At 67.5% G+C, this 23,668-nt stretch carries 20 protein-coding genes and 1 riboswitch; of the genes, 14 read left to right on the top strand and 6 right to left on the bottom strand.

The window, feature by feature from the left end; all coding sequences use genetic code 11:
- Nucleotides 1-182 precede the first annotated feature (182 nt).
- Nucleotides 183-2,231 (top strand): propionate catabolism operon regulatory protein PrpR, encoded by a 2,049-nt coding sequence (gene prpR / locus JMY28_RS25865; RefSeq protein WP_201698735.1) that lies wholly within the window; start codon nt 183-185, stop codon nt 2,229-2,231.
- A 7-nt stretch (nt 2,232-2,238) separates the two neighbouring features.
- Here the strand turns inward: prpR and JMY28_RS25870 are convergent, their stop codons facing one another.
- Nucleotides 2,239-2,631, bottom strand: a complete 393-nt coding sequence (locus JMY28_RS25870; RefSeq protein ID WP_201698736.1) for a thioredoxin domain-containing protein — start codon at nt 2,629-2,631, stop codon at nt 2,239-2,241.
- Between the two features lie 217 nt (nt 2,632-2,848).
- Here JMY28_RS25870 and JMY28_RS25875 point away from each other — a divergent pair, with 217 nt between their 5' ends.
- Both JMY28_RS25875 and JMY28_RS25880 read left to right on the top strand, forming a co-directional pair.
- Nucleotides 2,849-3,469 (top strand): DNA-3-methyladenine glycosylase, encoded by a 621-nt coding sequence (locus JMY28_RS25875; RefSeq protein WP_201698737.1) that lies wholly within the window; start codon nt 2,849-2,851, stop codon nt 3,467-3,469.
- A 192-nt stretch (nt 3,470-3,661) separates the two neighbouring features.
- Nucleotides 3,662-4,003: a DUF4148 domain-containing protein gene (locus JMY28_RS25880; protein WP_201698738.1), complete on the top strand. Its 342-nt coding sequence runs from the start codon at nt 3,662-3,664 to the stop codon at nt 4,001-4,003.
- 404 nt (nt 4,004-4,407) lie between these two features.
- On the opposite strand, the gene JMY28_RS25885 is transcribed toward JMY28_RS25880, so the two are convergent.
- Nucleotides 4,408-4,851, bottom strand: a complete 444-nt coding sequence (locus tag JMY28_RS25885) for a CBS domain-containing protein (protein WP_028205575.1) — start codon at nt 4,849-4,851, stop codon at nt 4,408-4,410.
- Nucleotides 4,852-5,157: 306 nt separating this feature from the next.
- Here JMY28_RS25885 and ribA point away from each other — a divergent pair, with 306 nt between their 5' ends.
- From ribA to JMY28_RS25925, 8 genes are all read left to right on the top strand, one after another.
- On the top strand, nt 5,158-5,805 hold the full coding sequence (gene ribA / locus JMY28_RS25890; protein WP_201698739.1) for a GTP cyclohydrolase II: 648 nt from the start codon (nt 5,158-5,160) through the stop codon (nt 5,803-5,805).
- 68 nt (nt 5,806-5,873) lie between these two features.
- Nucleotides 5,874-6,743 (top strand): SH3 domain-containing protein, encoded by an 870-nt coding sequence (locus tag JMY28_RS25895; protein ID WP_201698740.1) that lies wholly within the window; start codon nt 5,874-5,876, stop codon nt 6,741-6,743.
- 776 nt (nt 6,744-7,519) lie between these two features.
- Complete coding sequence (locus tag JMY28_RS25900) at nt 7,520-7,906, top strand: hypothetical protein (RefSeq protein ID WP_201698741.1); 387 nt, start codon at nt 7,520-7,522, stop codon at nt 7,904-7,906.
- Between the two features lie 246 nt (nt 7,907-8,152).
- Complete coding sequence (locus tag JMY28_RS25905) at nt 8,153-8,851, top strand: response regulator transcription factor (protein ID WP_201698742.1); 699 nt, start codon at nt 8,153-8,155, stop codon at nt 8,849-8,851.
- Nucleotides 8,852-8,976: 125 nt separating this feature from the next.
- Entirely contained in the window at nt 8,977-10,272 is a 1,296-nt protein-coding gene (locus JMY28_RS25910; RefSeq protein WP_201698743.1) for a FecR domain-containing protein, read from the top strand.
- A gap of 11 nt (nt 10,273-10,283) precedes the next feature.
- Complete coding sequence (locus JMY28_RS25915) at nt 10,284-12,695, top strand: CHASE2 domain-containing protein (protein ID WP_201698744.1); 2,412 nt, start codon at nt 10,284-10,286, stop codon at nt 12,693-12,695.
- A gap of 86 nt (nt 12,696-12,781) precedes the next feature.
- The gene (locus tag JMY28_RS25920) at nt 12,782-13,426 is read left to right on the top strand and encodes a DUF4136 domain-containing protein (RefSeq protein ID WP_201698745.1); all 645 of its coding nucleotides are present in this window, start codon (nt 12,782-12,784) and stop codon (nt 13,424-13,426) included.
- A 99-nt stretch (nt 13,427-13,525) separates the two neighbouring features.
- On the top strand, nt 13,526-13,906 hold the full coding sequence (locus JMY28_RS25925) for a VOC family protein (protein ID WP_201698746.1): 381 nt from the start codon (nt 13,526-13,528) through the stop codon (nt 13,904-13,906).
- A 7-nt stretch (nt 13,907-13,913) separates the two neighbouring features.
- On the opposite strand, the gene bluB is transcribed toward JMY28_RS25925, so the two are convergent.
- The 4 genes from bluB to JMY28_RS25945 are packed head-to-tail and all read right to left on the bottom strand — an operon-like array spanning nt 13,914 to nt 16,947.
- Nucleotides 13,914-14,606, bottom strand: a complete 693-nt coding sequence (gene bluB / locus JMY28_RS25930) for a 5,6-dimethylbenzimidazole synthase (RefSeq protein WP_201698747.1) — start codon at nt 14,604-14,606, stop codon at nt 13,914-13,916.
- The gene (locus JMY28_RS25935) at nt 14,590-15,900 is read right to left on the bottom strand and encodes a cobyrinate a,c-diamide synthase (RefSeq protein WP_201698748.1); all 1,311 of its coding nucleotides are present in this window, start codon (nt 15,898-15,900) and stop codon (nt 14,590-14,592) included. Before JMY28_RS25935 ends, bluB begins: the two co-directional genes overlap by 17 nt.
- A 4-nt stretch (nt 15,901-15,904) precedes the next feature.
- Nucleotides 15,905-16,507 carry a cob(I)yrinic acid a,c-diamide adenosyltransferase gene (cobO, locus tag JMY28_RS25940; protein ID WP_201698825.1) on the bottom strand — a complete coding sequence of 201 codons (603 nt, stop codon included), beginning with the start codon at nt 16,505-16,507 and terminating at the stop codon, nt 15,905-15,907.
- Nucleotides 16,507-16,947: a cobalamin biosynthesis protein gene (locus JMY28_RS25945; protein ID WP_201698826.1), complete on the bottom strand. Its 441-nt coding sequence runs from the start codon at nt 16,945-16,947 to the stop codon at nt 16,507-16,509. The genes cobO and JMY28_RS25945 overlap by 1 nt, the downstream gene beginning before the upstream one ends.
- Nucleotides 16,948-17,140: 193 nt before the next feature.
- Nucleotides 17,141-17,410, top strand: a riboswitch (cobalamin riboswitch).
- 215 nt (nt 17,411-17,625) lie between these two features.
- Here JMY28_RS25945 and cobW point away from each other — a divergent pair.
- The 3 genes from cobW to JMY28_RS25960 are packed head-to-tail and all read left to right on the top strand — an operon-like array spanning nt 17,626 to nt 23,573.
- A complete protein-coding gene (gene cobW / locus JMY28_RS25950; RefSeq protein WP_201698749.1) occupies nt 17,626-18,717 on the top strand; it encodes a cobalamin biosynthesis protein CobW in 1,092 nt (363 codons plus the stop codon).
- A 27-nt stretch (nt 18,718-18,744) separates the two neighbouring features.
- Nucleotides 18,745-22,539: a cobaltochelatase subunit CobN gene (gene cobN / locus JMY28_RS25955; RefSeq protein WP_201698750.1), complete on the top strand. Its 3,795-nt coding sequence runs from the start codon at nt 18,745-18,747 to the stop codon at nt 22,537-22,539.
- Complete coding sequence (locus tag JMY28_RS25960) at nt 22,536-23,573, top strand: ATP-binding protein (protein WP_201698751.1); 1,038 nt, start codon at nt 22,536-22,538, stop codon at nt 23,571-23,573. The genes cobN and JMY28_RS25960 overlap by 4 nt, the downstream gene beginning before the upstream one ends.
- Nucleotides 23,574-23,668 lie beyond the last annotated feature (95 nt).

The raw sequence follows: 23,668 nt of genomic DNA on the forward strand, positions 1-23,668 counted from the left end.
TCTGCGCAACGAGGCTAACGTATTGATTTTTCGTCGGATTCGCCGAACCGCATTGCAGACCCTGATTTCCATGGTGAAATCGAGATTTCAAAAATGAAATCGGTGCGCGATAATGCGAAATCGGGCTGACGGCCGCCTTTCGGCCGCACCGGCCAGACGCCAGGACCGCATCGTTGGACATCATGAACCGCTTCCCTGCTCCCGCCTCCTCCACTATCCGCCCGCGCGTGTGGGCCATGGGCATCAGCCGCCTGCGCGACCTCTTTCGCGACATCGCCCGCGAATACGACGAACTCGCGGACCTGCGCGTGGTGCCGCGCGGCTTCGAGGAAGCGGTGGCCGAGATCGCCGCGGCGGGGCCCAACCAGCGGCCCGATGTGGTGGTGGCGGCGGGCTCGAACGGCACCTACCTGAAAGCGCGCATCGACCTGCCCGTGGTGCTCGTGCAACCCACCGGCTTCGACGTGATGCAGGCGCTTGCCCGCGCGCGACGCGAAGCCGATCTCGTCGCGCTCGTCACCTATGGCGAGACGCCCGTGGAGGTGCGCCGCTTCGCCAGCGCCTACGGCATCGACGTGGTGTTCGCCCAATACCGCACGGTCCAGGACGCCGAAGCCTGCGTACTCGACCTGCGCGACCGGGGCGTGGGCGCGGTCGTGGGGCCGGGCCTCGTCAACGATCTCGCGGCCCGGCACGGGCTCGTACCGTTTTTTGTCTACTCGCGGCCTTCGGTGCGCGCGGCCTTCGACAACGCGCTGGATCTCGTGCAAGCCACCTGGCGCGAAACGCAGCGTCGCCAGCGCCTCGACAGCGTGCTGCAACATCTGCGTGACGGCGTGGTCGCGCTCGACGCGCGCGGCCGCGTGGAGGCGATCAACCAGCGCCTCGCTGCCGTGCTCGACATCGATCCGGCGGCGGCGGCAGGGCAGTCGCTCGCGGCGCTCGCGCCCGACATCGCCTTCTCGCTGCCCGAAGCCGATGGCGAATCGCTCGAGACCGTGCGCGGCGTGAGCTATGTCGTGCATCGCGGGCCGCTCGTCGATAACGGCGTGACGACGGGTGCCGTGCTCACGTTCCAGGAGTCGCGCGCGGTGGAGCGGCTCGACCGCACGTTGCGCTCGCGGCAGCGCACGCAGCAGTTCGTCGCGCGCTATCGGCTGGACGACCTGAGCGGCGCAACGCCCGGCATCGAGCGCGTGCGCCAGCTCGCGCGGCGCTATGCGAAGTCGGACGCCACCGTGCTGATACGCGGCGAGAGCGGCACCGGCAAGGAGATGATCGCGCAGGGCATTCATCGCGAGAGTCCGCGGCGCGATTTTCCGTTCGTCGCCATGAATTGCGGCGCGTTTCCCGAGGCGCTGCTGGAGAGCGAGCTGTTCGGCTACGAGGAGGGCGCGTTCACGGGCGCGCGGCGCGGCGGCAAGGTGGGGCTCATCGAGGCGGCGCACCGCGGCACGCTCTTTCTCGATGAAATCGGCGAGATGCCGTTGCCGTTGCAAAGCCGCCTGTTGCGCGTGCTGCAGGAGCGCGAGGTGGTGCGCCTCGGCGCCACGGAGCCCACGCGTGTGGACGTGCGCGTGGTCGCCGCCACGCACCGCGCGCTCACCGAGCAGATCGAAGCGGGCGAGTTTCGCGCGGATCTCTTCTATCGCCTGAACATTCTCAATCTCGCCATTCCGCCGCTGCGCGAGCGCGACGCCGATATCGCGCTGCTGGCGAGCGAACTGCTGTTGCAGGCCTCGCGCCGCGAGGCGCGCGTGGCCGTGCGCATCCGCACGTCCGAAGACGCGGCGCGCACGCTCGCGCTGGTGAGCGGCGCGCTCGCGCGGCACTCATGGCCCGGCAACGTGCGCGAGCTGCAGAACGTGGTGGAGCGGATGGTGGTGGAGCTGGCCGATTCGGAAGAGGACGTGGTGACGCCGGACGTGCTGCGCTCGATCGCGCCGGAGGTGTTCGAGTCGCGCCGCGCGGCGAGTGGCGCCGCAGCGACGGCGGCAGAGGGCGCGCTCACGTTGCGCGAGCGCAGCCTCAACACCGAAGCCGACGAGATCCGCGCCGCGCTCGACGCCTGCAACGGCGATCGCGACCGCGCGTGCACGATGCTCGGCATCAGCAAGACGACGCTCTGGCGGCGCCTCTCCGCCGCGAAGGGCAAGCGCGCGAAGGTGGCAACTGAAGCAGAAGGTGAGGCGGTCGCCGCAACGGCGCCTCGCAGGGTTCCGCGCGGTTGAATCGCGCTCAGTTCTTCAGCGCGTTAAGCAGCGGCGCCACGGTCCCGTGCAAATGCAGAATCTCGGGACTCGCCTGCAACAACGCTTGATAGCGCTCGTAGAACTCCGCCGATTCCTCGCCGGAAAATAGCGCGGCCACACCTTGCGCCGCGCCGATGCGATCGTCGGGGCCCGCGTCCTTTGCGTCGAGCGTTTCGTCGACGTTGGCGATCACCGTAGAGAACGGCATGAGCCAGCGAAAGCCCGAGCCGTTGATGAGCACCTGCAGGAAGGCCGCCGGCGTGACCGGCCCGAACTCGCGTTCGTACTCCTTGCGCTCGTGGTCGAGAATCGCCTTGTGCAGCGTGAGCAGCGGCTTGCGCACGGTCGAGAGAAATTGAATCGCGCTTTGTTCGTTCATTTTGCGGCTCCTTTGGTGGCGCTCGGCCGGTCGTGACGACTCGTCGAACGACGCGCGCCGGATCATGAGGTCGCGCGAACCGTTCGCGCAGATATGCGGACGATGGTAGCGCAACGGCCGGCTGCATGTGACCTGGCGGTGGCCGGGCGGCGCGGCGCTACACTCTGCCGGTCCGCGAAATCGCGCTGACCGTGTCGACCAACCTGAGAACGCTTCGATGACGATGACGATCCTGCCGCTGCGCCGCGACGACCTGCCGCTCGACACCGCCGAGCTGGCGCGCTTCATGGTCGGCAAATATCTCGTGCGCGACCTGGCGCGCGGGCGCATGGCCGGGCGCCTCGTCGAAGTCGAGGCATATCCCGTGGGCGACTCCACGAGCTATGCCTACATCGGACGGCGGCCCTACAACGCCGCGATGTTCCTCGAACGCGGTCATGCACACGTGCGGCTAACCTACGGCAGCGCATGGATGTTCAACATGTCGAGCGAAGCGGTGGACGTGGGCGCGGGCATCCTGTTTCGCGCGCTGGAGCCGCTCGAAGGCATCGGGGCGATGGAGGCGCTGCGCCCGGGCGTCTCGCTGCGCGATCTGGCGCGCGGGCCGGGGCGGCTCTCGCAGGCGTTCGGCATTGCGGCGGCCTTCGACGGCATCGACCTGTGCCGTGGGCACGGACTTTGGATCGGACGCGTGGACGAACCCGAGCGGCCCGTGGGTGTGACGACGCGAATCGGGCTCTCGCGGGAGATGGACCGGCCGCTGCGCTTCTATGAACTGGGCAGCCGGTTCGTGAGCGGACCGCGCAAGCTGCTGGATGGCAGTGCCACCCCGTTGTGACTTGCGCAAGCGCCGCGGCGCAAGGCGCTCGCGGAACAACCCATGCGTGCGGCATTGTTGCTTTGGTTGAAAGTGTATTTTCTCAAATTAAGGGTTTCCCCTGGTCTCTCGTCTCAATACACTGAAGTCACTGGTTTGGCGGTGCAACCAGACACCGCCGCCGGCATAAAACAAGTGATGGAGGTAATGACCATGAAATCCCGTACCCTGATTCAAGCTGCATTCGTCGCCGCCCTCGTAGCTGCTCCGGCGCTTTCGTTTGCCCAGGAGCAAGGTAACGCTCCAGTCACGCGCGCCGAAGTGAAGTCCGAATTGATCCAGCTCGAGAAGGCCGGCTACAACCCGGCTACCGCCAACGACGCGACATACCCGGCCGACATCCAGGCCGCCGAAGCCCGGGTGAGCCAGCAGGAAGGCGTGGCGCAAGCGCCGGCCGCCGAAACGAGCGGCTATGGCCCGTCGACCTCGGGTTCGGCGCAGTCGGGCCAGCCGGCCACGATGCGCCCGTCGCAGTCGGTGTACTTCGGCAACTAAACGGGCAACTCAGTGGGTTGCTGAGCGGATAACGGGGCAGCGTGCGCCCTCACGGGGCGCGAAAGCCCAGCCAGAGCGCACGCCGCAAACGGCTGCCGCTCAGACACCGGCGCAAGCGACATCGATCGGCCACAGGTTGGCCGCTCCCGCGCAAGCCGGTGCCCGGGCGCTTCAAGCAGCCTCAGACGCCCGCGCAAGATGATCCGGCAGCGTCCCCACCCAGCAAGGCTCCCAACCGATACCGGCGAAGGCGGACATCGCTCCGCCTTCGCCGCACGCCGACCCGCAAACCATTCGCGCGATTTTTCATGCGTGGAACCTCCGCCGCCGAAAGGTGGCTTCGCCCAACCCCGTCGGGATTGGGCGTTTTTTCACATCTTGCGGTTTGAAGACAGAGCGCCGCGTCAGGCGCCAGGCCCGCCGGTGATGTAGTGCTCGAGCTGCTCGATCGTGAACTTCTGCTCGGCGATGATTTCCTTCACCAGGTCGCCGATCGATACCATTCCCACGAGCTTGCCGCCGTCCATGACGGGCAGGTGGCGCATGCGCCGCTCGGTCATGAGCGCCATGCAGTCGTAGGTGGTCTGCTCCGGCTCGACGAAGCGCACGTGCGTGCTCATGATGTCGCGCACGGCGGTCGTTTTCGACGATCGGTCCATCAGCACGATCTTGCGCGCGTAGTCACGCTCCGTGACGATGCCGGCGATCGTTGGACCGTCGGTCACGAGCAGTGCGCCGATCTGCTTATCGGCCATCAGGCGGATTGCGTTGTAGACGGAATCGGAGGCTTCGATCGTGTACACGACCTGTTCCGGCTTCGATTTGAGTACCTGTGCAACGCTTGTCATAGGGCGACCCCTCTTCGTCCTTCTGGTTGTCCAGTCATTGCGCGGCGCGGCAGGCCGGGTGGAGTGCCCGTCAAGCCATTGGAAAGCCATTCCAGTATAGGCGGCTCGCGTGCCGCGCGTCGTCGGGGTATGCGCGGGGTCGCACCATTTATGCCGATGGCATGCGGCTCGGTCGAGCCGCTATTCGGGCGCTACCGGAGTCGCTACCCATGCGCGGCGCGGCGGGGTGGAGCAAATGGCGGTAAACTCCGGTTCCGAACTTCAACCCGGCACGTGCCGGTTTTTGCCAGTTTCCTGCTCCAGATCATGCCTACGCTTCCTGAGTCGTCCTGCGCGGACGGCGACAACGCCAACGAATGCGTCGTGCTTGACGCGACCGCCACGCTGCCGACCCGCTACGGCACGTTCGAGTCCTATGTCTACCGGGTGAAGGACGGCGGCGCCGAGCATCTCGCACTCGTCATGGGCGATGTGGGCAGCGGCGAGCCCACGCTGACGCGGCTCCACTCCGAATGCCTGACCGGCGACGTGTTCGGTTCCTACCGCTGCGACTGCGGCGAGCAGCTCGACCTCGCGCTGCGCTATATCGCGGCCGAAGGCCGTGGCGTGCTGCTCTACCTGCGTGGCCACGAAGGCCGGGGCATCGGTCTGTCGAACAAGATCCGCGCGTACCAGTTGCAGCAGCAAGGCCGCGACACCGTCGAGGCGAATCTCGATCTCGGCCTGCCCGACGACGCGCGCGAATACGATTCGGCGGCGGCGATCCTGCGTTTGCTGAAAGTATCGTCGGTACGGCTCATGAGCAACAATCCGAAGAAATTCGATACGCTCCAGCAGCATGGCCTCCCCGTGATCGAACGTGTGGCGCTCGCGATCCCGATGCGCGAGGAAAACGAGCGGTATATCCGCACCAAGCAGGTCAAGTTCGGGCATTACTTCGAAGAAAACGAATAACCCGCGGCGCGCCGCGGGCACGCGAATTGCGCAGCGAAAAACCAAAATAGCTGGAACAGGGAGAAACGATGTCCAAGCGCCTTAACACGCGCCTGCGCGCGCTCGCCGGCGCGTGCCTCGTAACCGGTCTCGTGCTCGTGTCGTCAGACGCCAGCGCGCAAACCGCGGCCTATACGAGCCAACCCGTGGATCTGTACGCGGGGCCTTCCGGCGACTACCCAGTCGTTTCCGAACTCGGACCGGGTCAGCCCGTCACCGTGATGGGCTGCGTGAGCGACTATTCGTGGTGTGACGTCACGGTGCCCGGTCTGCGCGGCTGGGTCTACGGTGGTTATCTCAGTTATCCGTATCAGGGCGGTTACGTGCCGCTCACCAGCTATGGCGCGGCGATCGGCCTGCCGATCGTGGCGTTCTCGCTTGGCGCCTACTGGGGCAGCTTCTATCGCGATCGGCCGTGGTATGGCGAACAGCAGCGATGGGAGCACGTGCCGCCGCCCGAGCGCGGCCGTCCGCCGGCAGCGCCGGCGTGGCATGGTGCACCGGGCCGTCCGCCCGGCATGCCGCCTGGCGGTGGCGAACGTCCACCGGGGCCCAATGCGCCGATGCACGGCGGGCCGCCGCCCGGAGCGGGCCGCCCGCCCGTCAATGCGGAACCGCCACGCCCGCCTGCCAGCGTGGAGCAGCCCGCAATGCGTCCGCACGAGGCGGGGCGTCCGCCCGAGCAGCAGCAGTTCGGCGGCCGCCCGCCGGCGGGGGCGCCCGCGCAGGGCTACGCTCGTCCGCCGGCGCCCCAGCCGCAAGGCGGCATGCGTGCGCCCGGGCCCGCACCGCAACAGGGGCGGCCGCCTGCGCCGCCTCAAGGTGGTCAAGGTGGTCAAGGCGGCCATGCTCCCAGTCAGGGTGGCGAACGGGGCAACGACCGGCAACCCGAGCACTAACCCATAGCGATTTTCTTCGCTGCAGCGGCGGGATCTCCATGACGGGATCTCGCCGCTGCTGTTTTCTGATAGTGACTTAGGAATGCCAGGCAATCGACGTCCATGAATGCTGAATGCCGCGTTGCCCAGAAGCGCTGGGGCAACTGCCTAAGGATGCCAACCGCCTTTCTTACGCCCACTTATCGTCGTCCTGACAGATTTAACAATCCCTGACAGTAAATTCGTAGCGCCCAGGTGAGAATACGTCGTCGCGGCAAGTACAAGCACAGCCGCACGACGCCAGCACCACGCGCGCTTCGCGCATGCGCCGCTGGCAACGGATTTCTGCTACGGGGGCTGGCTCGGTCGGGACTTGGCGACGCAGTCAGCAAGAGGAAGTCAGAGCGAACCCGAGTTCGCCGGATAACGCTGGGAAAACCAGTGCTTTGAGGTGGACGTGGCGATGGCGGCACGTGCCTCGTCGTGCAGGGAGGCGGCTGCGGCCCGCTGATAGCGTCGGGCGGTGACGCTGGCAGCGGGGCTCGCGCCGCGCACGACGATGACTGCGCTGGCGGTCCGACTCCGGGGGCGGATTCCGGAGACCACGCAGTGCGCAGCACGCGGTCGTCGCCACATTTTTTTCCACACTTCTGAACGCATTCTTTTGCCGCTTCGCGCATTGCGAGCGGCTCGACGTTGTTGCGTCCGCGAAAAAACGCCTGGCCGCTTCACGCTTCACTTCTGCTGCTCTGCCTGCTTGTCTTCACGGGGGCTCCATGTTTTTCCGATCCGGACGTATGCGTTTTCCACCGGGCTCGCGCGTTGAGGGCCCCGACGGTGGCCGCGAGTTCGACCGCGTCGAACTCGACCTTGCGCGCGACCGCCACGCGCGCGCCGCGATGGAGGCTTACGCGGATTCCTGCGCGGCCGAACTCCCGTGGCTCAGCGAAGCGCTGCGTCTTTCGCGTTTCGTCGCGGCTGAGCGCCTGACACAGTGTTCGTCCACAGTGCTGCGCGTGTTTGTCACGGCGCAGTCACGCGCGGCCGTGCAGCCCGACTATGCGCACGCGGCATGGGAGCACGTGCGCTCCCATCTGACCGCGCTGCTCGCGGGATCGCCGTCAACCGCAAGCGGGGCGGGCAATCCCGGCTCGAACGACAGTAAATTCGACTACCATGAGTGATTAACATGAGAGCGATCTGTTCACCGAAGGCGAGTGTGGCCTTGCGCTCCCATTTTTTTCGAGACGCGGCGAAAGTAGTGGGCTTTGGCGCACGGCGTGTTGCCCGTGCCGCCAGCTCCAGGGTGGTTGGTCTGCGACCCGGCGCCGGTGCACGCGGCGGGCGTCGCCAGACGACGGTCACGGCTGCAGTGCGATGCAGGCAGTCCATCCTGAGACGATGAATAACAAACCTGGTTGCGGGGTGCTATGAGAATTGCAGTACTGGATGACGATGCAGCGCAGACAGAATTCGTCTGCCAGGCCTTGAGCGCTGCGGGCCACGCCTGCCACGCGTTTGCCAAGGGTAGCGAGCTCGTCAGGCAGCTTCGGCGGCAGACGTTCGATCTGCTCGTGCTCGACTGGAACGTGCCCGACATGGCGGGCGACGAAGTGCTGCACTGGGTGCGGCAGAGCCTCTCCACGCGCCTGCCGGTGCTCTTCATGACGAGCCGCAGCCGCGAGGTCGACATCGCGCAGATGCTCAACGCTGGCGCCGACGACTACGTCGTCAAGCCCGTCTCGGCGCCGGTGCTGATCGCCCGAGTCAATTCGCTGTTGCGCCGCGCCTATCAGCTGCACGCGCCCGCGCTCAAGGAAACCTTCGGCGAGTACGAGTTCGACCTCAAGTCGCGCCAGGCCTCGGTGAGCGGGCGCAACGTCGCGCTCACGCAGAAGGAATTCGATCTCGCGCTGCTGCTGTTTCAGCATCTGAGCCGCCCGCTTTCGCGCGCGCATATTCTCGACGTGATCTGGAAGCAGTCCGACGACATTCCCTCGCGCACGATGGACACGCACGTTTCCATGCTGCGCTCGAAGCTCGGCTTGCGTCCCGAAAACGGCTATCGCCTCACGCCGATCTACGGCTACGGTTACCGGCTCGAGCGCATCGAGGGGGACGACGCGTGAGGGGCGCGCGTGCGGTGCGCGCTTCCGCGGCTCCGTTCTTTGCCTTCGCGCTCGCGCTCATTTCCCTTCCCCGTGACGCCGAGGCGCGTGAGAGCGCCCCGCGCGCGCCAACGCAGTCGCCCGAAATGACCACGTACATCACGCGGCCGGGCGACTCGCTCTACGACATCGCCACGCGTTACCTGCGCAATCCCGCCGACTGGAAGAAACTCGCGAGCCTCAATCATGTGAGCGCGCCGCGCCGCCTGCAGCCCGGCACGACACTGCGCGTGCCGGTCGCGCTGCTGCGCCAGGACGGCCTCAGCGCGAAGGTGATCGCCGCGAACGGTCCCGTGCAGCATGCGTTCCGCGCTGGCCCGCTCCTGCCGCTCACGGTCGGCTCGAGCCTCGTTGAAGGCGATCGGGTGCAGACCGGCCGCAACGGCTTCACCACGCTCGAGCTGGCCGACGGTTCACATATCGCGCTGCCGCCCGATACCTCGCTCGACCTGGCCACGCTGCGTCGGACCGCGCTCACCGGCGCGACCGACCGCATCGTCGATCTCCATAGCGGTGAGGTGAGCAGCGAGGTCACGCATGCCACGAAGAAGGACGATCGCTTTCAGATCCGATCGCCTTCCGTGGTGGCCGGCGTGCGCGGCACGCAGTTTCGCGTGAGCTACGACGGCGACAAGGGCGCGACGGCGGTCGAAGTGCTGGACGGCGCGGTGGGCGTGGACGCCGACTCGCCGGGCCGCAACCGCCACGGCGCTTACGCACAAGCGCCGGCGCGTGGCACGCCGCTCGCCGCTTCGGAGCAGCTCGTCGCCGCGCACTACGGCAGCCTCACGCTGGCGGGCCAGCCAGCGGGCGCGCCCGTCACGCTGCTCGATGCGCCGGAACTGCTGCACCCGTCCAAAGTGCAGGACGACGACGAAGTGGCCTTCGACATCGCGCCCGTTGCGGGTGCGAGCGCCTACCGCGTGCAGATCGGCCGCGATGCGGGCCTGCTCGATATGATCCGCGACACGCGCAGCGCCGACCCGCACGTGTCGTTCGCCGACCTCGCAGACGGCACCTGGTTCGTGCGCATCTCCGCCTTCGACGCGCGTGGTCTCGAAGGCATGCCGGCGTCGTATGCGTTCGAGCGCCGGCGCGTGGCGCTCGGCGCGAGCGCCGGCCCCATAGAAGGCTCGCGCGACTTCGCGTTCCGCTGGTTCATCGACCGCAACGCGCAGAACACGCGCTTTCGCTTCGTGCTCGGCACGACGTCCGATCTGCGTGTGCCGCTCATCGACCGGACCGACATCACGGCGGGCGAGGCCGTCGTGCGTGACCTGCCGAAGGGCGTGTACTACTGGACGGTGATCGCCGAGCAGTTCGACAACGGCCATTACTACCAGAAGGCGAGCCCGGTCCAGTCGTTCAGGCTCGACTGGTGACGCAGGCGCGCATGAGCGTAAGGCCGCCCGCGCGCCTTGGCCGCTCCGTTGGGCGCCGCTTCCTGTTCGAATGGGCCGGCGTGGGTTGCGCGGGCGTCGTCGTGGTCGTGCTGTGCGTGATCTGGCGGCTCACGAGCGGCGCCGACCATCTGGTCTATGACCGCTTGCTCTCTGCGCGCTCGCTGCCGGTGTCGCCCGACATCGTGCTCGTGGAGATCGACAATGCGAGCGTCGCCGCGCTCGGGCGCTGGCCGTGGCCGCGCGAGGTGCATGCGCGGCTCGTCGATCAGCTCGCGAAGGCGGGCGCGGCGGCCATCGTCTACGACGTGCTGTTCACCGAATCGTCGCCCGACGACGCGCACTTTGCGCAGGCGCTGCGCGCGCGTCCGGCGTTCCTCCCCATTCTCCTCACACCCGCCGACGACACCGGTCACCGCGACGCCGTGCGCCCGGTCGCGCGGCTCGCGCAGGCGGCCGCCGGCATGGGCCATATCAACCTCGAAGTCGATAGCGACGGCATCGTGCGCAGCGTCGCGCTTTTCGAAGGCGACGCGCAGCAGCGCTGGCCGCAACTGATGGTGCCGGTCTGGCGCGCGGTGCGCAGCGGCGCCGTGAAGCTCGCGCATGGCACACCCGCCGCCGCGCAGCGCGATGACGTGCTGCACGCGGCGGCGCCTGGCACCGAGTCGCGTTTCCTGATTCCGTTCAGCGCGAATTCGCAAACCTACAGCAAGGTCTCGTTCGCCGACCTGCTCGAAGGCCGCGTGCCGCTCGAGCAGTTGCGCGGGCGCGTGGCGATCGTCGGCGTGACGGCCTCGGGGCTCTACGACCGCTTCGCCACACCGCTCTCCGGCACGCTCGGCCCGCTACCCGGCGTGTACGTCCACGCCATCGTGCTCGACACGCTGCTCAACGGCACGGCCATCCAGCCCGCGCCGCCCTTCATGGTCGTGCTCGCCTCGCTCGCGCCGCTCGTGCTGCTGCTAGCGGGTTTTCTCGTGCTCTCGCCGCTGCGCACGCTGCTGCTGCTCGCGTTCCTGATCGTCGTGTCGCTCGGCGCGAGCGCGGGCATGCTGCACGGCGCGCGCCTGTGGCTGCCGCCTGTGCCCGCGATCGTCGCGCTGCTCGTCGTCTATCCGGCGTGGAGCTGGCGCCGCCTCGAAATGACGATGGCCTACCTGCGCAAGGAGCTGCGCCAGCTTGCCGACGAACCCTACCTGCTGCCCGAAGCGCCCACGCAGCGCCGCGAGTTTGCCGGCGACGCGCTCGCCCAGCAAATGGCGCTCATGGCGCAGGCCGCGCAGCGACTGCAGGACATGCGCCGCTTCGTGTGGGACAGCCTCGATGCCGTGCCGGAACCGATTCTCGTCGCCGATCTGCGCGGCGTCGTGCTGATCGCGAATCACGCTTCGCGTGCGTATCTCGCCCGCCTGAACGTGAGCGCCGCGGAAGGGCGCCTGATGCAGGACGTGTTCGTCGACCTCTCGCTCGTCAAGCCGATCGACCCAGCGCCCGACGCGATGGCGTTCGCGCACGCGCACTGGCCCGCGCCGCTCGACCCGGCGCGCGGCGAATTCGCGGAGCTGATGGAGCGCGGTGTGGAAGTGCGCGCGCGCGACGGCAGCGACTACCTGCTGCGCTACGCGCGCTGCACGAACGCGCAGGGGCAGGCGGTGGGCTGGATCGCGGGTCTTGTCGACGTGACGGAGCTGCACGACGCCGAACGCCAGCGCGAGGACGCGCTGCGCCTGCTGTCGCACGACATGCGCTCGCCGCAGGCCTCGATTGTCGCGCTCGTCGAGACGGAGCGCGAACGCGGCACGCTCGCCTCGGAGCCCGTGCGCGGCGTGATGGAGCGCATCGAGCGCTACGCGCGCCGCTCGCTCAAACTCGCCGACGACTTCGTGCAGCTCGCGCGCGCCGAGTCCCAGGTCTATGCGCTTGAGCCCACGAGCCTCGCGGAGCTGGTGATCGACGCGAGCGACGAAGTGTGGCCGCAGGCGCGCGCGAAACGCATCCAGATCGATACGGCGTTCGAAGGCGAGCAGATGGGCTGGATCAACGCCGACCGCTCGCTCATGACGCGTGCGCTGGTGAACGTGCTGAACAACGCCGTGAAGTACAGTCCTGCGGATACGCGTATCGTCTGCTCGATCGGGCTGGACGACCACATTCCGCCGCGAGTGGTCTGCTCGATTCGCGATCAGGGCTACGGCATTGCGCACGAAGACCAGGCGAGGCTCTTCCAGCCGTTCCAGCGCTTTCACGCGGAGCAGCGGCCCGAGGTGAGCGGCGCGGGGCTCGGCATGGCGTTCGTGAAGACAGTCGTGACGCGCCATGGCGGCGATGTCCAGCTGGAAAGCGAACCGGGCGAGGGCACCGTTCTGACGATGTCGCTGCCCGCGTTCGACGCGCCGGTTTGAGCCGCACGGGGAGTGCCACACGGGGAGTGCCGCACGGGAAGTGCCGCACGGGCAGTGCCACACTGGAAGTGCCGGACGAGAAGCGCATGAATAACCCGATGGAGTGTTTCGTGAAGACCGTGCTGTCGATCTGTCTCCTGCCGATGCTCGTTACTCTCGCCGGATGCGCGGGCGTGACGACCGACGTCGCCGCTACGGGCGCGTTGCCCGCCGCGGCCAGCCAACCCGCGACCTACCGTTTCGCGCCCACACCCGCCCAGGCCGACGCGGGCGAGATGCTTCCGTACCAGGCGTTGCTAAGCGCTGGCCTCGCGCAGCGCGGCTTCAACGCGGGGACGACCGAGGCGGCGCGCTATCTCATCTCGGTGGCCTGGGCCACGCGTCCCGCTGATGTGAAGGTCGTCGACGGCGACTGCGGCGCCGGCTGCGCGCCTGCCGGGGGGCCGTCGTTGCCGTGGTTCGGGCGGCCCTACGTGCATACGTTGACGCTGCGTTTCTTCGCATTGCCCGATGGCGGCGAGCTCTACAAGGTCAGCGCCGTCAAGCGCGACCGCAACGCCGACGCACGCGAAGCCGTGCCGTACCTCGTGGCGGGCGCGCTGGCGCGGCTGCCGTACGCCGGCGCGCCGCAATGGCGCGTCAAGCTGAAGAGTCCGCCCAACGCTGGCACGACGGATCACGCGCCGGGCATGCCGGAAGTGCTCACCGTTTCGCCAGTCGACACGCAGTAGTTCGGGGCAACTTTCCCCAGGCCGCGCTCGCCTCGAAGGCGCTATGCTGACTCCCGAATCTGGCGCAACGGTCGCGCGCAGACATCACGGGAGTCGCTCATGTTCGATCACATTGGATTGCGCGTGCAGGATCTCGCACGCAGCCTGCGTTTTTACGAGGCGCTGCTCGCGCCGTTAGGCGTCGTGGTGTGCATGCACGACGAAACCTATGCCGGACTCGGCCAGCCAGGCGAGCCCAGGCTCTGGCTGCACGCCGTCTCTGCCGACGCCTCGCTTGCGCCACGCGGCGTGCATGTGGCGTTCGCGGCGGCGACCCGCGCGGCGGTCGTCGGGTTCTACGAAGCGGGCCTGCGCGCTGGCGCGAAAGACAATGGCGGCCCCGGCGTGCGTGCCGACTACAGCCCCGACTATTACGCAGCATTCCTGATCGATCCCGACGGCAATAATGTCGAGGCCGTATGCTACGCGCGCGAAGCGTGAGCGGGCGTCAGGCGCCGGGCGTGGCGTGGGGCGCCGCGTTGGGCACGGCGGCCGCCTCATCCTGCGGCCAGCGATTTTCGAACACGCATTCGCCAAGCGGCTTGCGTTCGGCCCACTTCTCCATTTCGAGCATCGGCTGCGGATAGAACGCGTCGACCTGACCCACGCACAATATCGCCACCGGCTTGGCGCCGGGCGGCATGGCGAGCAGGGCGCGCACCTCGTCGACATCGAAGATCGACACCCAGCCCATCCCGAGCCCTTCGGCGCGCGCCGCGAGCCACATGTTCTGGATCGCGCAGGCCACGGAGGCGAGGTCCATCTCGGGCAGCGTGCGCCGGCCGAAGACGTGGGCTTCGCGGCGATCCATCAGCGCGACCACGAGCACCTCGGCGCAGTCGCGCATGCCTTCCACCTTGAGCTTCATGAACTCGTCGCGGCGCTTGCCCAGCGCATCGGCGGTCGCGACGCGTTCGCGCTCGACCGCCGCATGCAGTTGCTCGCGCAACGTGCTGTCCGTGATGCGCACGATGCGCCAAGGCTGCATGAAGCCCACGCTCGGCGCGTGATGCGCGGCGTCGAGCAGGCGTGCCAATGTCGCCGGATCAACGGGGCCCGGCGCGAAGTGGCGCATGTCGCGGCGCTCGTAAATCGCACGGTAGACCGCCGCGCGTTCGGCTTCGTCAAAGGGCTGTGCCATGGAAGAGTGCGGCCGCGAAAGCCGGGTTGGAGGGCCAGTAAGCGTGCATATAAGTGGCCGCGATCGACCCATGCCGATACAGCGCCTCGCCGGGCGCGCCAGTTTGTGCGTGGCGTGCCGTGAGCGCGGGCGCAAGCGGCGTGGCGATGCGCGAATAGTGAAATGTGTGGCCGCGCAGCGCGCCATGCGCACCGTCCAGCTGCTGCATGCCGAGCGCCGCGAAGCGCTTTTGCATGACCGCCTCGCCGGGCAGCAGGCCGAGCATCGGCGTGCGTGTGCCTTCTACGTCGGTTAGTGCATCGAGCAGATAAAGCATACCGCCACACTCGGCGACGAGCGGCTTTCCCGCGGATACATGCGCGCGCAACGAATTCGCACTCTGCGTATTGTGCGCGAGCGCCGATGCATGAAGCTCGGGATAGCCGCCGGGCAAAAAAATCGCGTCGGCGTCGGCGGGCGTGGGCTCGTTCGCGAGCGGCGAGAAGTAGCTTACGCTTGCGCCGAGCGTTTCGAGCAACGCAATGTTCGCCGGATAGAGAAACGAGAACGCGGCGTCGCGTGCAATGGCGATATGGCGGCCTTCGAGCAGGCGAGGAATTGCTTCGTTATGCGAAGGATTGGCGAATTCCACCGGGGGCGGCAATTCAGCGAGCGCGGTTTGCGTGAGCGCGTCGGCGGCGCGTTCGATGCGCGCGTCGAGGTCGTCGATCTCCTCGGCCTGATGCAGGCCGAGATGGCGATCGGGCAGCGCCATCGTCGCTTCGCTCGCGACGTGCCCCAGCCAGCGCACGTCGGCGGGCAACGCCTCCTGCAGCATCTGCGCGTGGCGCGGCGAGCCCACGCGATTCGCCAGCACGCCATGAAACGGCACCTCGGGCCGAAAACGCGCGAGACCGAACGAAATTGCGCCGAAGGTCTGCGCCATCGACTTCGCGCTCACGACAGCGGCCACCGGCACGCCAAACGTGGTGGCGAGATCGGCGCTGCTCGGCGTACCGTCGAACAGGCCCATTACGCCTTCGATGAGGATCAGGTCGGCTTCGCGCGCGGCCTGCGCGAGGAGGGCGCGGCACGCTTGTTCGCCTACCATCCACAGGTCGAGCGAGTACACGGGCGCGCCGCTCGCGCGCGCGAGGATCGTGGGGTCGAGAAAATCCGGCCCGGTCTTGAAGACCCGCACGCGCCGTCCCGCACGGCGGTGCAGGCGCGCGAGGCCGGCCGTGAGCGTGGTTTTGCCCTGGCCCGAAGCGGGCGCGCTGATGAAAAGCGCGGGGCAGGCAAGCGTTGCGCTCATGCGCTTAAAACTCCACGCCCTTTTGAGCCTTCACGCCTTGCTCGCGATACGGATGCTTCACGAGGCGCATTTCCGTGACGAGGTCGGCGGTTTCGATCAGCGCGTCGGGCGCATGGCGGCCTGTGACGACCACGTGCACGTGTGGCGCGCGCGACGCGATCACGCCGAGCACTTCGTCGAGCGGCAGGTACTCGTATTTGAGCACCGTGTTGAGTTCGTCGAGGATCACCATCGCGTAGTCGCCGCTTTCGATCATGCGCTTCGCTTCGTCCCAGCCCTTGCGCGCGGTGGCGATGTCGCCGTCGCGATTCTGCGTGTTCCAGGTGTAGCCGTCGCCCATGGTCACGAAATCGCAGTGCGCGACGCTGCCGAGAAAGTCGCGTTCGGCCGTGTGCAGCGCGCCCTTGATGAACTGCACGACGCCGAGCTTCATGCCGTGACCGAGCATGCGCACGGCCATGCCGAACGCGGCGGTGCTCTTGCCCTTGCCGTTGCCGGTGTTGACGATCAGGAGGCCCTTTTCGTGCGTCGCGGCGGCCTGCTTTTTCTCGTGGCCCTCGCGGCGGCGTTGCGTCATGCGTTGATGCGATTCGGGATCGGTTTTCATCATCGTGAGTGGGGTTGTTGCAGGTTTTTCGCGTCTGCGTTTGGCGGGTTTGGCAGCGTGCGTGCGATCGCGACCGTGACGCCGTCGAGCGCCAGCTTGCCGCGCACGAGCGGGCCGCCGCCCGCCGCGAGACGCGCGCAGGGCTCGCACACGCCGTCCACGCCGAATTGCGCTTGCGCGGCCGCGCAAGGCGGCGCGATTGTGGGCGTCGCGGCGAGTTGCTCCCGCGTGTACGTATAGAGCGGCAGCGCATGTGCCGCGCAAAACGCGAGCAACGCGGGTTCACCGGCTTTGGCGTCGAGCGTTGCGACGGACGTTACGCTTCCAGGCGGCCACGCGCCGAGCGCGGCGCGCACGGCGGCATCGACCTGCGCAAGCGTCACGCCGCGCCGGCAGCCAATGCCGAGCGCGAGCGCCGGCGCGCGCTGTGCGGGTTCCAGCGTGGCTTCGAATGAGGCTGCGCGCGAGGCGCGATTTTCGACAGGATTCACGGCGAGAGCGTCGATCGAAGGCGTGACGGCGAAGGCGAAACAAGCGAAACAGTCATGTTCCGGCCGCTGCCGGATGCGCGCTACGATAGCACACGCTTTTGCGGCTTCCCACGCCTTCCTTGACGCACACGCCCCTCGCGCCTACACTCGCTCGCACTCTGGTGCTCGCGCGCGCGATTCATGATGCGCGCGCAGTTAAACGGGAATCAGGGAGCCATCCCGCCTCGGGCATGGCCAACCTGAACTGCACCCGCAACGGTACAACGAGCGCGGCGTTCGAACGAATACCGCAAACCGCTTCCATGCTTTACGCAGTCCACGCCACTGTGCGAACCGGCCGCAAGGCCGCTCGCGCGGGAAGGCGAAGCGGTGTTTCGTCAGTCCGGATACCGGCCAGATACGTGGGATTCGCGCTGCGGGGATGCGGCGCCGGGTCCGTGATTTTCATGCGTCAGCCAGGCGATGCCTGGGTGCGTTTCTGGTCGTTCGTCCCCTGCAGGTTTTTTGAATCGTTGCGCGTGACGGCGTTTCCACGGATACGCGCGTGCTCGCTAGACGACACCCGCACGAACGGCCAGCGCGACGCATCATGCCCCGCTATCCGGCCTGGCGCCGAAGGAGCACTTCATGCAAATGCGCAAGATTCCCGTCACGATCGTGACGGGCTTTCTCGGCAGCGGTAAAACCACGCTGCTGCGTCACATTCTTCAGCACGCAGGCGGTTTGCGCGTTGCGGTCATCGTCAACGAATTCGGCGAACTCGGTATCGACGGCGAAATTCTGCGCGGCTGCGGTATTGGCTGCGACGAGAACGGCAACGAAACGCAAGGCCAGCTCTACGAACTCGCGAACGGGTGCCTGTGCTGCACCGTGCAGGAAGAGTTCTTCCCGGTGATGGAGAAACTGCTCGAGCGCCGCGACGACATCGATCACGTGCTGATCGAGACCTCGGGTCTTGCGCTGCCCAAGCCGCTCGTGCAGGCGTTCAACTGGCCGTCGATCCGCAATGCGTTCACCGTCGATGCGGTCGTGACCGTCGTGGACGGCCCTGCCGCCGCGAGCGGCCAGTTCGCTGAAAACCCGCAGGCCGTGGACGCGCAGCGCCGCGCCGACCCGAATCTCGATCACGAATCGCCGCTGCACGAGCTGTTCGAAGACCAGCTTTCGGCTGCCGATCTCGTCATTCTCAACAAGACCGATCTGCTCGACGAAGCGGGCCAGGACGCGCTCATCGCCGAGCTGCGCGAAGAGTTGCCGCCGCAGGTAAAGATCGTGCGCGCGCAGCACGGCAAGCTCGATCTGCATACCTTGCTCGGGCTCGAAGCGGCCTCCGAGGAGAGCATTCATCTTCGTCACGACCATCACGGTTCCGCTGACGATGCCGATCATCATCATGACGAGTTCGACTCGGTCGTGGTGTCGGGCGCGGCCGCTTCGCGCGAGACCGTGATCGAAGCGCTGCAACAACTCGTCGATGCGCACACGATCTATCGCGTGAAGGGTTTCGCCGCGCTGCCGGGCGCGCCGATGCGTCTCGTGATTCAAGGTGTAGGCCGCCGCTTCGACAGCTATTTCGACCGCCGCTGGAACGCGCAGGAAAGCGCGGCGCAGCCGCTTGCGAGCCGCTTCGTCCTGATTGGCGCAGACCTCGATGGCGCGACGCTGCAAGCGGCATTCGATACTGCATTGGCGAACCTGCAGACCGCGGGCGCGAAGTGAACGCGTCCAGCTAGACGAGGCCGTACCATGCATTTGCTGCGCACCACGCCGGGCGGTTTCGTCGACGACACGCAGGGCGTTATCCGTATCGACCAGCAGCCCGCCGAAATCGTCGTCCTCAGTTCGGCGGACACGACGCTCGCGCTGCTGGCGAGCGTCGTGCCGCGCTTGCCAGCAGGATTTCCGGGCGTGCGGCTCGCGAACGTCACCTACCTGCGCCAGCCCGCATCCGTGGACTTCTACGTCGAAGACGTGTTGCAGCACGCGCATGTGGTGGTGGTCGATCATCTGGGCGGCGAGACGTACTGGCCTTACGGTATCGAGCAGGTCGTCTCGCTCGCGCAGCGCCGCGGGCAACTGCTCGCGATGTTTTCGGGCGACTTGCAGGAAGACCCCAATCTCATCGCCAGGAGCCGCGCCGAGCCCGAGTTTTGCCGCCTGCTTTGGCGTTATCTGCGCGAAGGCGGTGCGGCGAACGCCGAATCGTTTCTACGCGCGCTCGCGTGGCGCGCATTCGATTGGGGCAGCGAGCCGGCGCCGCCCGTCGCGCTGCCGGCCGCCGCGCTTTATTGCCCGCAGCGCGATGTAGCGACCATCGACGAATGGCGCGCGCGCTGGCAACCCGGCGCGCCCGTTGTCGCGCTGCTGTTTTACAAGGCGCATTTGCAGGCCGCGAACACGGCCGCCTTCGATGCCCTCATTTCCGCACTGCTAGCGCGTGGCATGAACCCGCTGCCGCTTGCGATCACCTCGCTCAAGGACGCGTTGAGCCGCGACGTGCTCGATCAACTGGCGGCCGAGCACGATGTCTCGCTCGTGCTGAACACCACGGCATTTGCAGCGTCGTCGCTGGACGACCCCGAGCCGCTTGCGCTCGCCGGCGACGCGCCCGTGCTCCAGGTGATCCTGAGCGGCGGCAACCGCGACGACTGGGTCAAGGACAATCATGGCCTGAACTCACGCGACATCGCCATGCATATCGCGCTGCCCGAGGTGGACGGTCGCGTGATTACACGCGCGATCAGTTTCAAGGGCCTCGCGTACCACTGCAAAGCGACGCAAGTCGATGTCGTGCGTTATCAGCCCGACCTGGAACGCGTGGCTTTCGTTGCCGAACTCGCGCGCCGCTGGTGCCGTGTGCGCAGCCTGCCCAATGAAGAGAAAAAGCTCGCGCTCGTGCTCGCGAACTATCCGATGAGCGAAGCGCGCATTGGCAACGGCGTGGGGCTCGACACGCCGGCCTCGGTGGTCGGCATCCTGCGCATGCTCCGCGACGAAGGCTACCGCGTAGCCGATCTGCCCGAAGACGGCGACGCGCTCATGCGCATCCTCACGCAGGGCGTGACGAACGATCCCGACACGCGCGCGCTGCGCCCCGCGTGGCAGAGCCTTTCGCTCGACGACTACCGCGCGCGCTTCTCGCAGTTGCCCGCCGAGGCGCAAAACGCGCTGATCGCGCGGTGGGGCGCGCCGGAAGAGGACCCCACGGTGCGGCGCGGCCGCTTCATGATCGCGGGCTGGCGCTGCGGCCAGGTTTTCGTGGGCATCCAGCCTTCGCGCTCGCGCGGCGACGACACTTACGCGAACTACCACGACGCCGAACTGGTGCCGCCGCACGCGTACCTCGCGTTTTACTTCTGGCTGCGCGAAACGTTCGGCATCGACGCCATCGCGCACGTGGGCAAGCACGGCAATCTGGAGTGGCTGCCGGGCAAGAGCGTGGCGCTTGCCGACACCTGCTGGCCCGACATGGCGCTCGGGCCGCTGCCGCATCTGTATCCGTTCATCGTCAACGATCCGGGCGAGGGGAGCCAGGCCAAGCGCCGCGCCCAGGCCGTGATCGTCGATCACCTGATGCCGCCGCTCACGCGCGCCGAAAACTATGGGCCGCTGCAAGACCTCGAACGTCAGGTCGATGAGTATTACGAAGCATTGATGGTGGACCCGCGCCGCGCGAAGCTGCTGCGCAAGACCATACTCGCGACCATCATCGAGCATCGGCTGCACGAAGAATTGAGCGTCGCCGCGCCAGAGGATCAGGCTGGCGAAGACGCACTCCTCACGCGCGCCGACGCCTACCTCTGCGAACTGAAGGAAGCGCAAATTCGCGATGGCCTGCACACGTTCGGCGAATCGCCGCAGGGCCAGCAGCGTTGCGATACGCTGCTCGCGCTCGGGCGTTATGCCTGCGGGAACGGGCAGGGCGCGAACGCGGGCCTCATCGATGCGATCGCGCGCGACCTGCGCATCGATCACCTGGTCGATCCGGCCACGGCGGATTGGGCTGCGCCGTGGGATGGCCCGCGTCCACCGCTGCTCGCGAGCGTGAGCGATACACCATGGCGCCATGCGGGCGACACGCGCGAACGCCTGGAAATGCTCGCGGCCGTGCTGATCGAACGCATCTGCTCAGGCGAACGAAACGATGCGACGGCTCAATCGCTGCCGCATGCAGCCCAGGTGCTCGCACGCCTGCACGGCGACGTGCTGCCGCGCCTCGATGCCTGTGGCCCGGAAGAAATGCGCCAGCTGCGCCGTGGTTTCGAAGGCCGTTTCGTGCCGCCGGGCCCGAGCGGTTCGCCTTCGCGCGGCCGTCCCGATGTGTTGCCCACGGGGCGCAACTTCTACTCCGTCGATACGCGCGCCATCCCCACGCAAGCCGCGTGGGCGCTCGGCATGAAATCGGCGCAGCAACTCATCGAGCGTCATTTGCAGGAGCACGGCGATTACCCGCGCGCCGTGGGGCTTTCGGTCTGGGGCACCGCGACGATGCGCACCGGCGGCGACGATATCGCCCAGGCGTTCGCGCTGATCGGCGTACGTCCGAAGTGGGCGGCGGGCAGCCAGCGCGTGACCGACTTCGAGATCATGCCGGTCGAGGCGCTGGACCGGCCGCGCATCGACGTGACGCTGCGCGTGTCGGGCTTCTTCCGCGACGCGTTCCCGAACGTGATGCATCTGTTCGACGCAGCGGTGCAGGCCGTGGTCGGTCTCGACGAACCGGAGCACCAGAACCCGCTGCGTGCCCGTGTGCTGCGCGAGCGCGACGCGCTGGTCGCAAACGGCATGGCCGCCGACGAGGCGCGCCGCCGCGCGCTCTGGCGCGTGTTCAGCGCGCGTCCCGGCGCCTACGGCGCGGGCCTGCAGTCGATGATCGACCATCACCAGTGGCAAACCGACGCCGATCTCGCGAACGCATACCGGGCGTGGGGCGGCTACGCCTACGCGCAAAAGAGCGCGGGCGATGAGGCGAGCGATGCATTCCGTACGCGTCTCGCGACGCTCGACGTCGTGCTGCAGAACCAGGACAACCGCGAACACGACCTGCTCGACTCGAACGACTACTACCAGTTCCAGGGCGGCATGGCCGCGGCGGCGCGTCATTTTTCGCAGGCGCAGCCGGCGCTCTATCACGCGGACCACAGCAACCCCGCGGCGCCGCGCATTCGACCGCTCCACGAGGAGATCGCGCGCGTGATCCGCTCGCGCGTGGTGAACCCGAAGTGGATCGACGGCGTGAAGCGCCACGGCTACAAGGGCGCGGCGGAAATGGCGGCAACAGTCGATTATCTGTTTGGGTACGACGCGACCGCGCGCGTGGTGGGCGATCATCAGTACGGTCTCGTCGCGAACGCCTATGTGCACGACGACGACACGCGCGCCTTCATGCAGCGCCACAATCCGCACGCGCTGCACGCCGTGTGCGAGCGTCTGCTCGAAGCGATCCAGCGCGGCCTTTGGCAGGAGCCGGGCGAGCATCGCGCGCAACTCGAACACCGTCTGCTCGAAGCCGGGCAGCATCTGGAAGGATCAGGACCATGAGCGCTGCCGCCACGCGTCCCGCGTTTCCCTTTACCGCGCTGGTCGGCCAGGCGCCGTTGCAGCGCGCGCTGCTGCTCGCGGCCATCGACCCCGCGATCGGCGGCGTGCTCGTGAGCGGGCCGCGCGGCACCGCGAAATCCACGGCGGCGCGCGCGCTTGCGGCGCTACTGCCGGAAGGCGCGTTCGTCACGCTGCCGCTTGGCGCGAGCGAGGACAAGCTGATCGGCACGCTCGACCTCGAAGCGGCGTTGCGCGAGAGCGCGGTGCGCTTCGCGCCCGGGCTGCTCGCGCGCGCCCACGGCGGCGTGCTTTACGTGGACGAAGTGAACCTGCTGCCCGATGCGCTCGTCGACGTGCTGCTCGACGCGGCGGCAAGCGGCGTGAACACCGTGGAGCGCGATGGCGTCTCGCACTCGCACGACGCGCACTTCGTGCTGGTGGGCACGATGAATCCCGAAGAAGGCGAGTTGCGTCCGCAACTGCTCGACCGCTTTGGCTTGATGGTCGAACTCGGCACGCCCTATGACGCGGCGCAGCGGCAACGCATCGTCAAGGCGCGTCTTGCGTTCGACGCCGATCCTCAGGCGTTTTGCGCGGCGCGCGAGACCGCGCAGCGCGCGCTCGCGCAGCGCATCGCGGCGGCGCGCGACACGCTCGCCAAACTCGCATGGAGCGATGCCGTGCACGAGCGCGCGGCGCAACGTTGCATTGAAGCGGCGGTCGACGGCTTGCGCGCCGACCTTGTGATGCTGCGTGCGGCGCGAGCGCTCGCCGCGTTCGAAGGCGCGGATGCCGTGACCCCGGAACATGTCGATGAGGTCGCGGATTGCGTGCTCGCGCATCGGCGGCACGCCATGCCGCAGCGCTCCGATGCGTCGTCCGCCACCGAGCCGCAGCCGGCTGCGTCCACATCCAGGCGCGAAGAAAAGCACACCGAAAGAACGTCGGATGCCGATTGGGGCGAGTTGCCGCCTGAACCCGTCGCCGCGAAGGCGGTGAAGGGCGTGATCCCGCTGCCCGCAAAAAAACGCTGACCCGTCGGGCACAGGCCGCCGCCTTCGCACAGGGCGGCGCTCGACGGCGAGAAGGCCCGGGGCGCGGTCCCGCGCAAGTCGCAAAGCATGGTGAG

Source organism: Paraburkholderia hiiakae (assembly GCF_904848665.1).
Classification (GTDB): domain Bacteria; phylum Pseudomonadota; class Gammaproteobacteria; order Burkholderiales; family Burkholderiaceae; genus Paraburkholderia; species Paraburkholderia hiiakae.

Bases quoted from the DNA above. Each gene is read 5' to 3' on its own strand.
- bluB (WP_201698747.1), bottom strand. From the start codon at position 14,606: ATGGCACAGCCCTTTGACGAAGCCGAACGCGCGGCGGTCTACCGTGCG.
- cobW (WP_201698749.1), top strand. From the start codon at position 17,626: ATGCAAATGCGCAAGATTCCCGTCACGATCGTGACGGGCTTTCTCGGC.
- JMY28_RS25920 (WP_201698745.1), top strand. From the start codon at position 12,782: ATGAATAACCCGATGGAGTGTTTCGTGAAGACCGTGCTGTCGATCTGT.
- JMY28_RS25960 (WP_201698751.1), top strand. From the start codon at position 22,536: ATGAGCGCTGCCGCCACGCGTCCCGCGTTTCCCTTTACCGCGCTGGTC.
- JMY28_RS25925 (WP_201698746.1), top strand. From the start codon at position 13,526: ATGTTCGATCACATTGGATTGCGCGTGCAGGATCTCGCACGCAGCCTG.
- JMY28_RS25870 (WP_201698736.1), bottom strand. From the start codon at position 2,631: ATGAACGAACAAAGCGCGATTCAATTTCTCTCGACCGTGCGCAAGCCG.
- JMY28_RS25915 (WP_201698744.1), top strand. From the start codon at position 10,284: ATGAGCGTAAGGCCGCCCGCGCGCCTTGGCCGCTCCGTTGGGCGCCGC.
- prpR (WP_201698735.1), top strand. From the start codon at position 183: ATGAACCGCTTCCCTGCTCCCGCCTCCTCCACTATCCGCCCGCGCGTG.
- JMY28_RS25935 (WP_201698748.1), bottom strand. From the start codon at position 15,900: ATGAGCGCAACGCTTGCCTGCCCCGCGCTTTTCATCAGCGCGCCCGCT.
- JMY28_RS25895 (WP_201698740.1), top strand. From the start codon at position 5,874: ATGTCCAAGCGCCTTAACACGCGCCTGCGCGCGCTCGCCGGCGCGTGC.
- JMY28_RS25910 (WP_201698743.1), top strand. From the start codon at position 8,977: ATGACCACGTACATCACGCGGCCGGGCGACTCGCTCTACGACATCGCC.
- cobO (WP_201698825.1), bottom strand. From the start codon at position 16,507: ATGAAAACCGATCCCGAATCGCATCAACGCATGACGCAACGCCGCCGC.
- JMY28_RS25875 (WP_201698737.1), top strand. From the start codon at position 2,849: ATGACGATGACGATCCTGCCGCTGCGCCGCGACGACCTGCCGCTCGAC.
- cobN (WP_201698750.1), top strand. From the start codon at position 18,745: ATGCATTTGCTGCGCACCACGCCGGGCGGTTTCGTCGACGACACGCAG.
- JMY28_RS25905 (WP_201698742.1), top strand. From the start codon at position 8,153: ATGAGAATTGCAGTACTGGATGACGATGCAGCGCAGACAGAATTCGTC.
- ribA (WP_201698739.1), top strand. From the start codon at position 5,158: ATGCCTACGCTTCCTGAGTCGTCCTGCGCGGACGGCGACAACGCCAAC.
- JMY28_RS25900 (WP_201698741.1), top strand. From the start codon at position 7,520: ATGCGTTTTCCACCGGGCTCGCGCGTTGAGGGCCCCGACGGTGGCCGC.
- JMY28_RS25880 (WP_201698738.1), top strand. From the start codon at position 3,662: ATGAAATCCCGTACCCTGATTCAAGCTGCATTCGTCGCCGCCCTCGTA.
- JMY28_RS25885 (WP_028205575.1), bottom strand. From the start codon at position 4,851: ATGACAAGCGTTGCACAGGTACTCAAATCGAAGCCGGAACAGGTCGTG.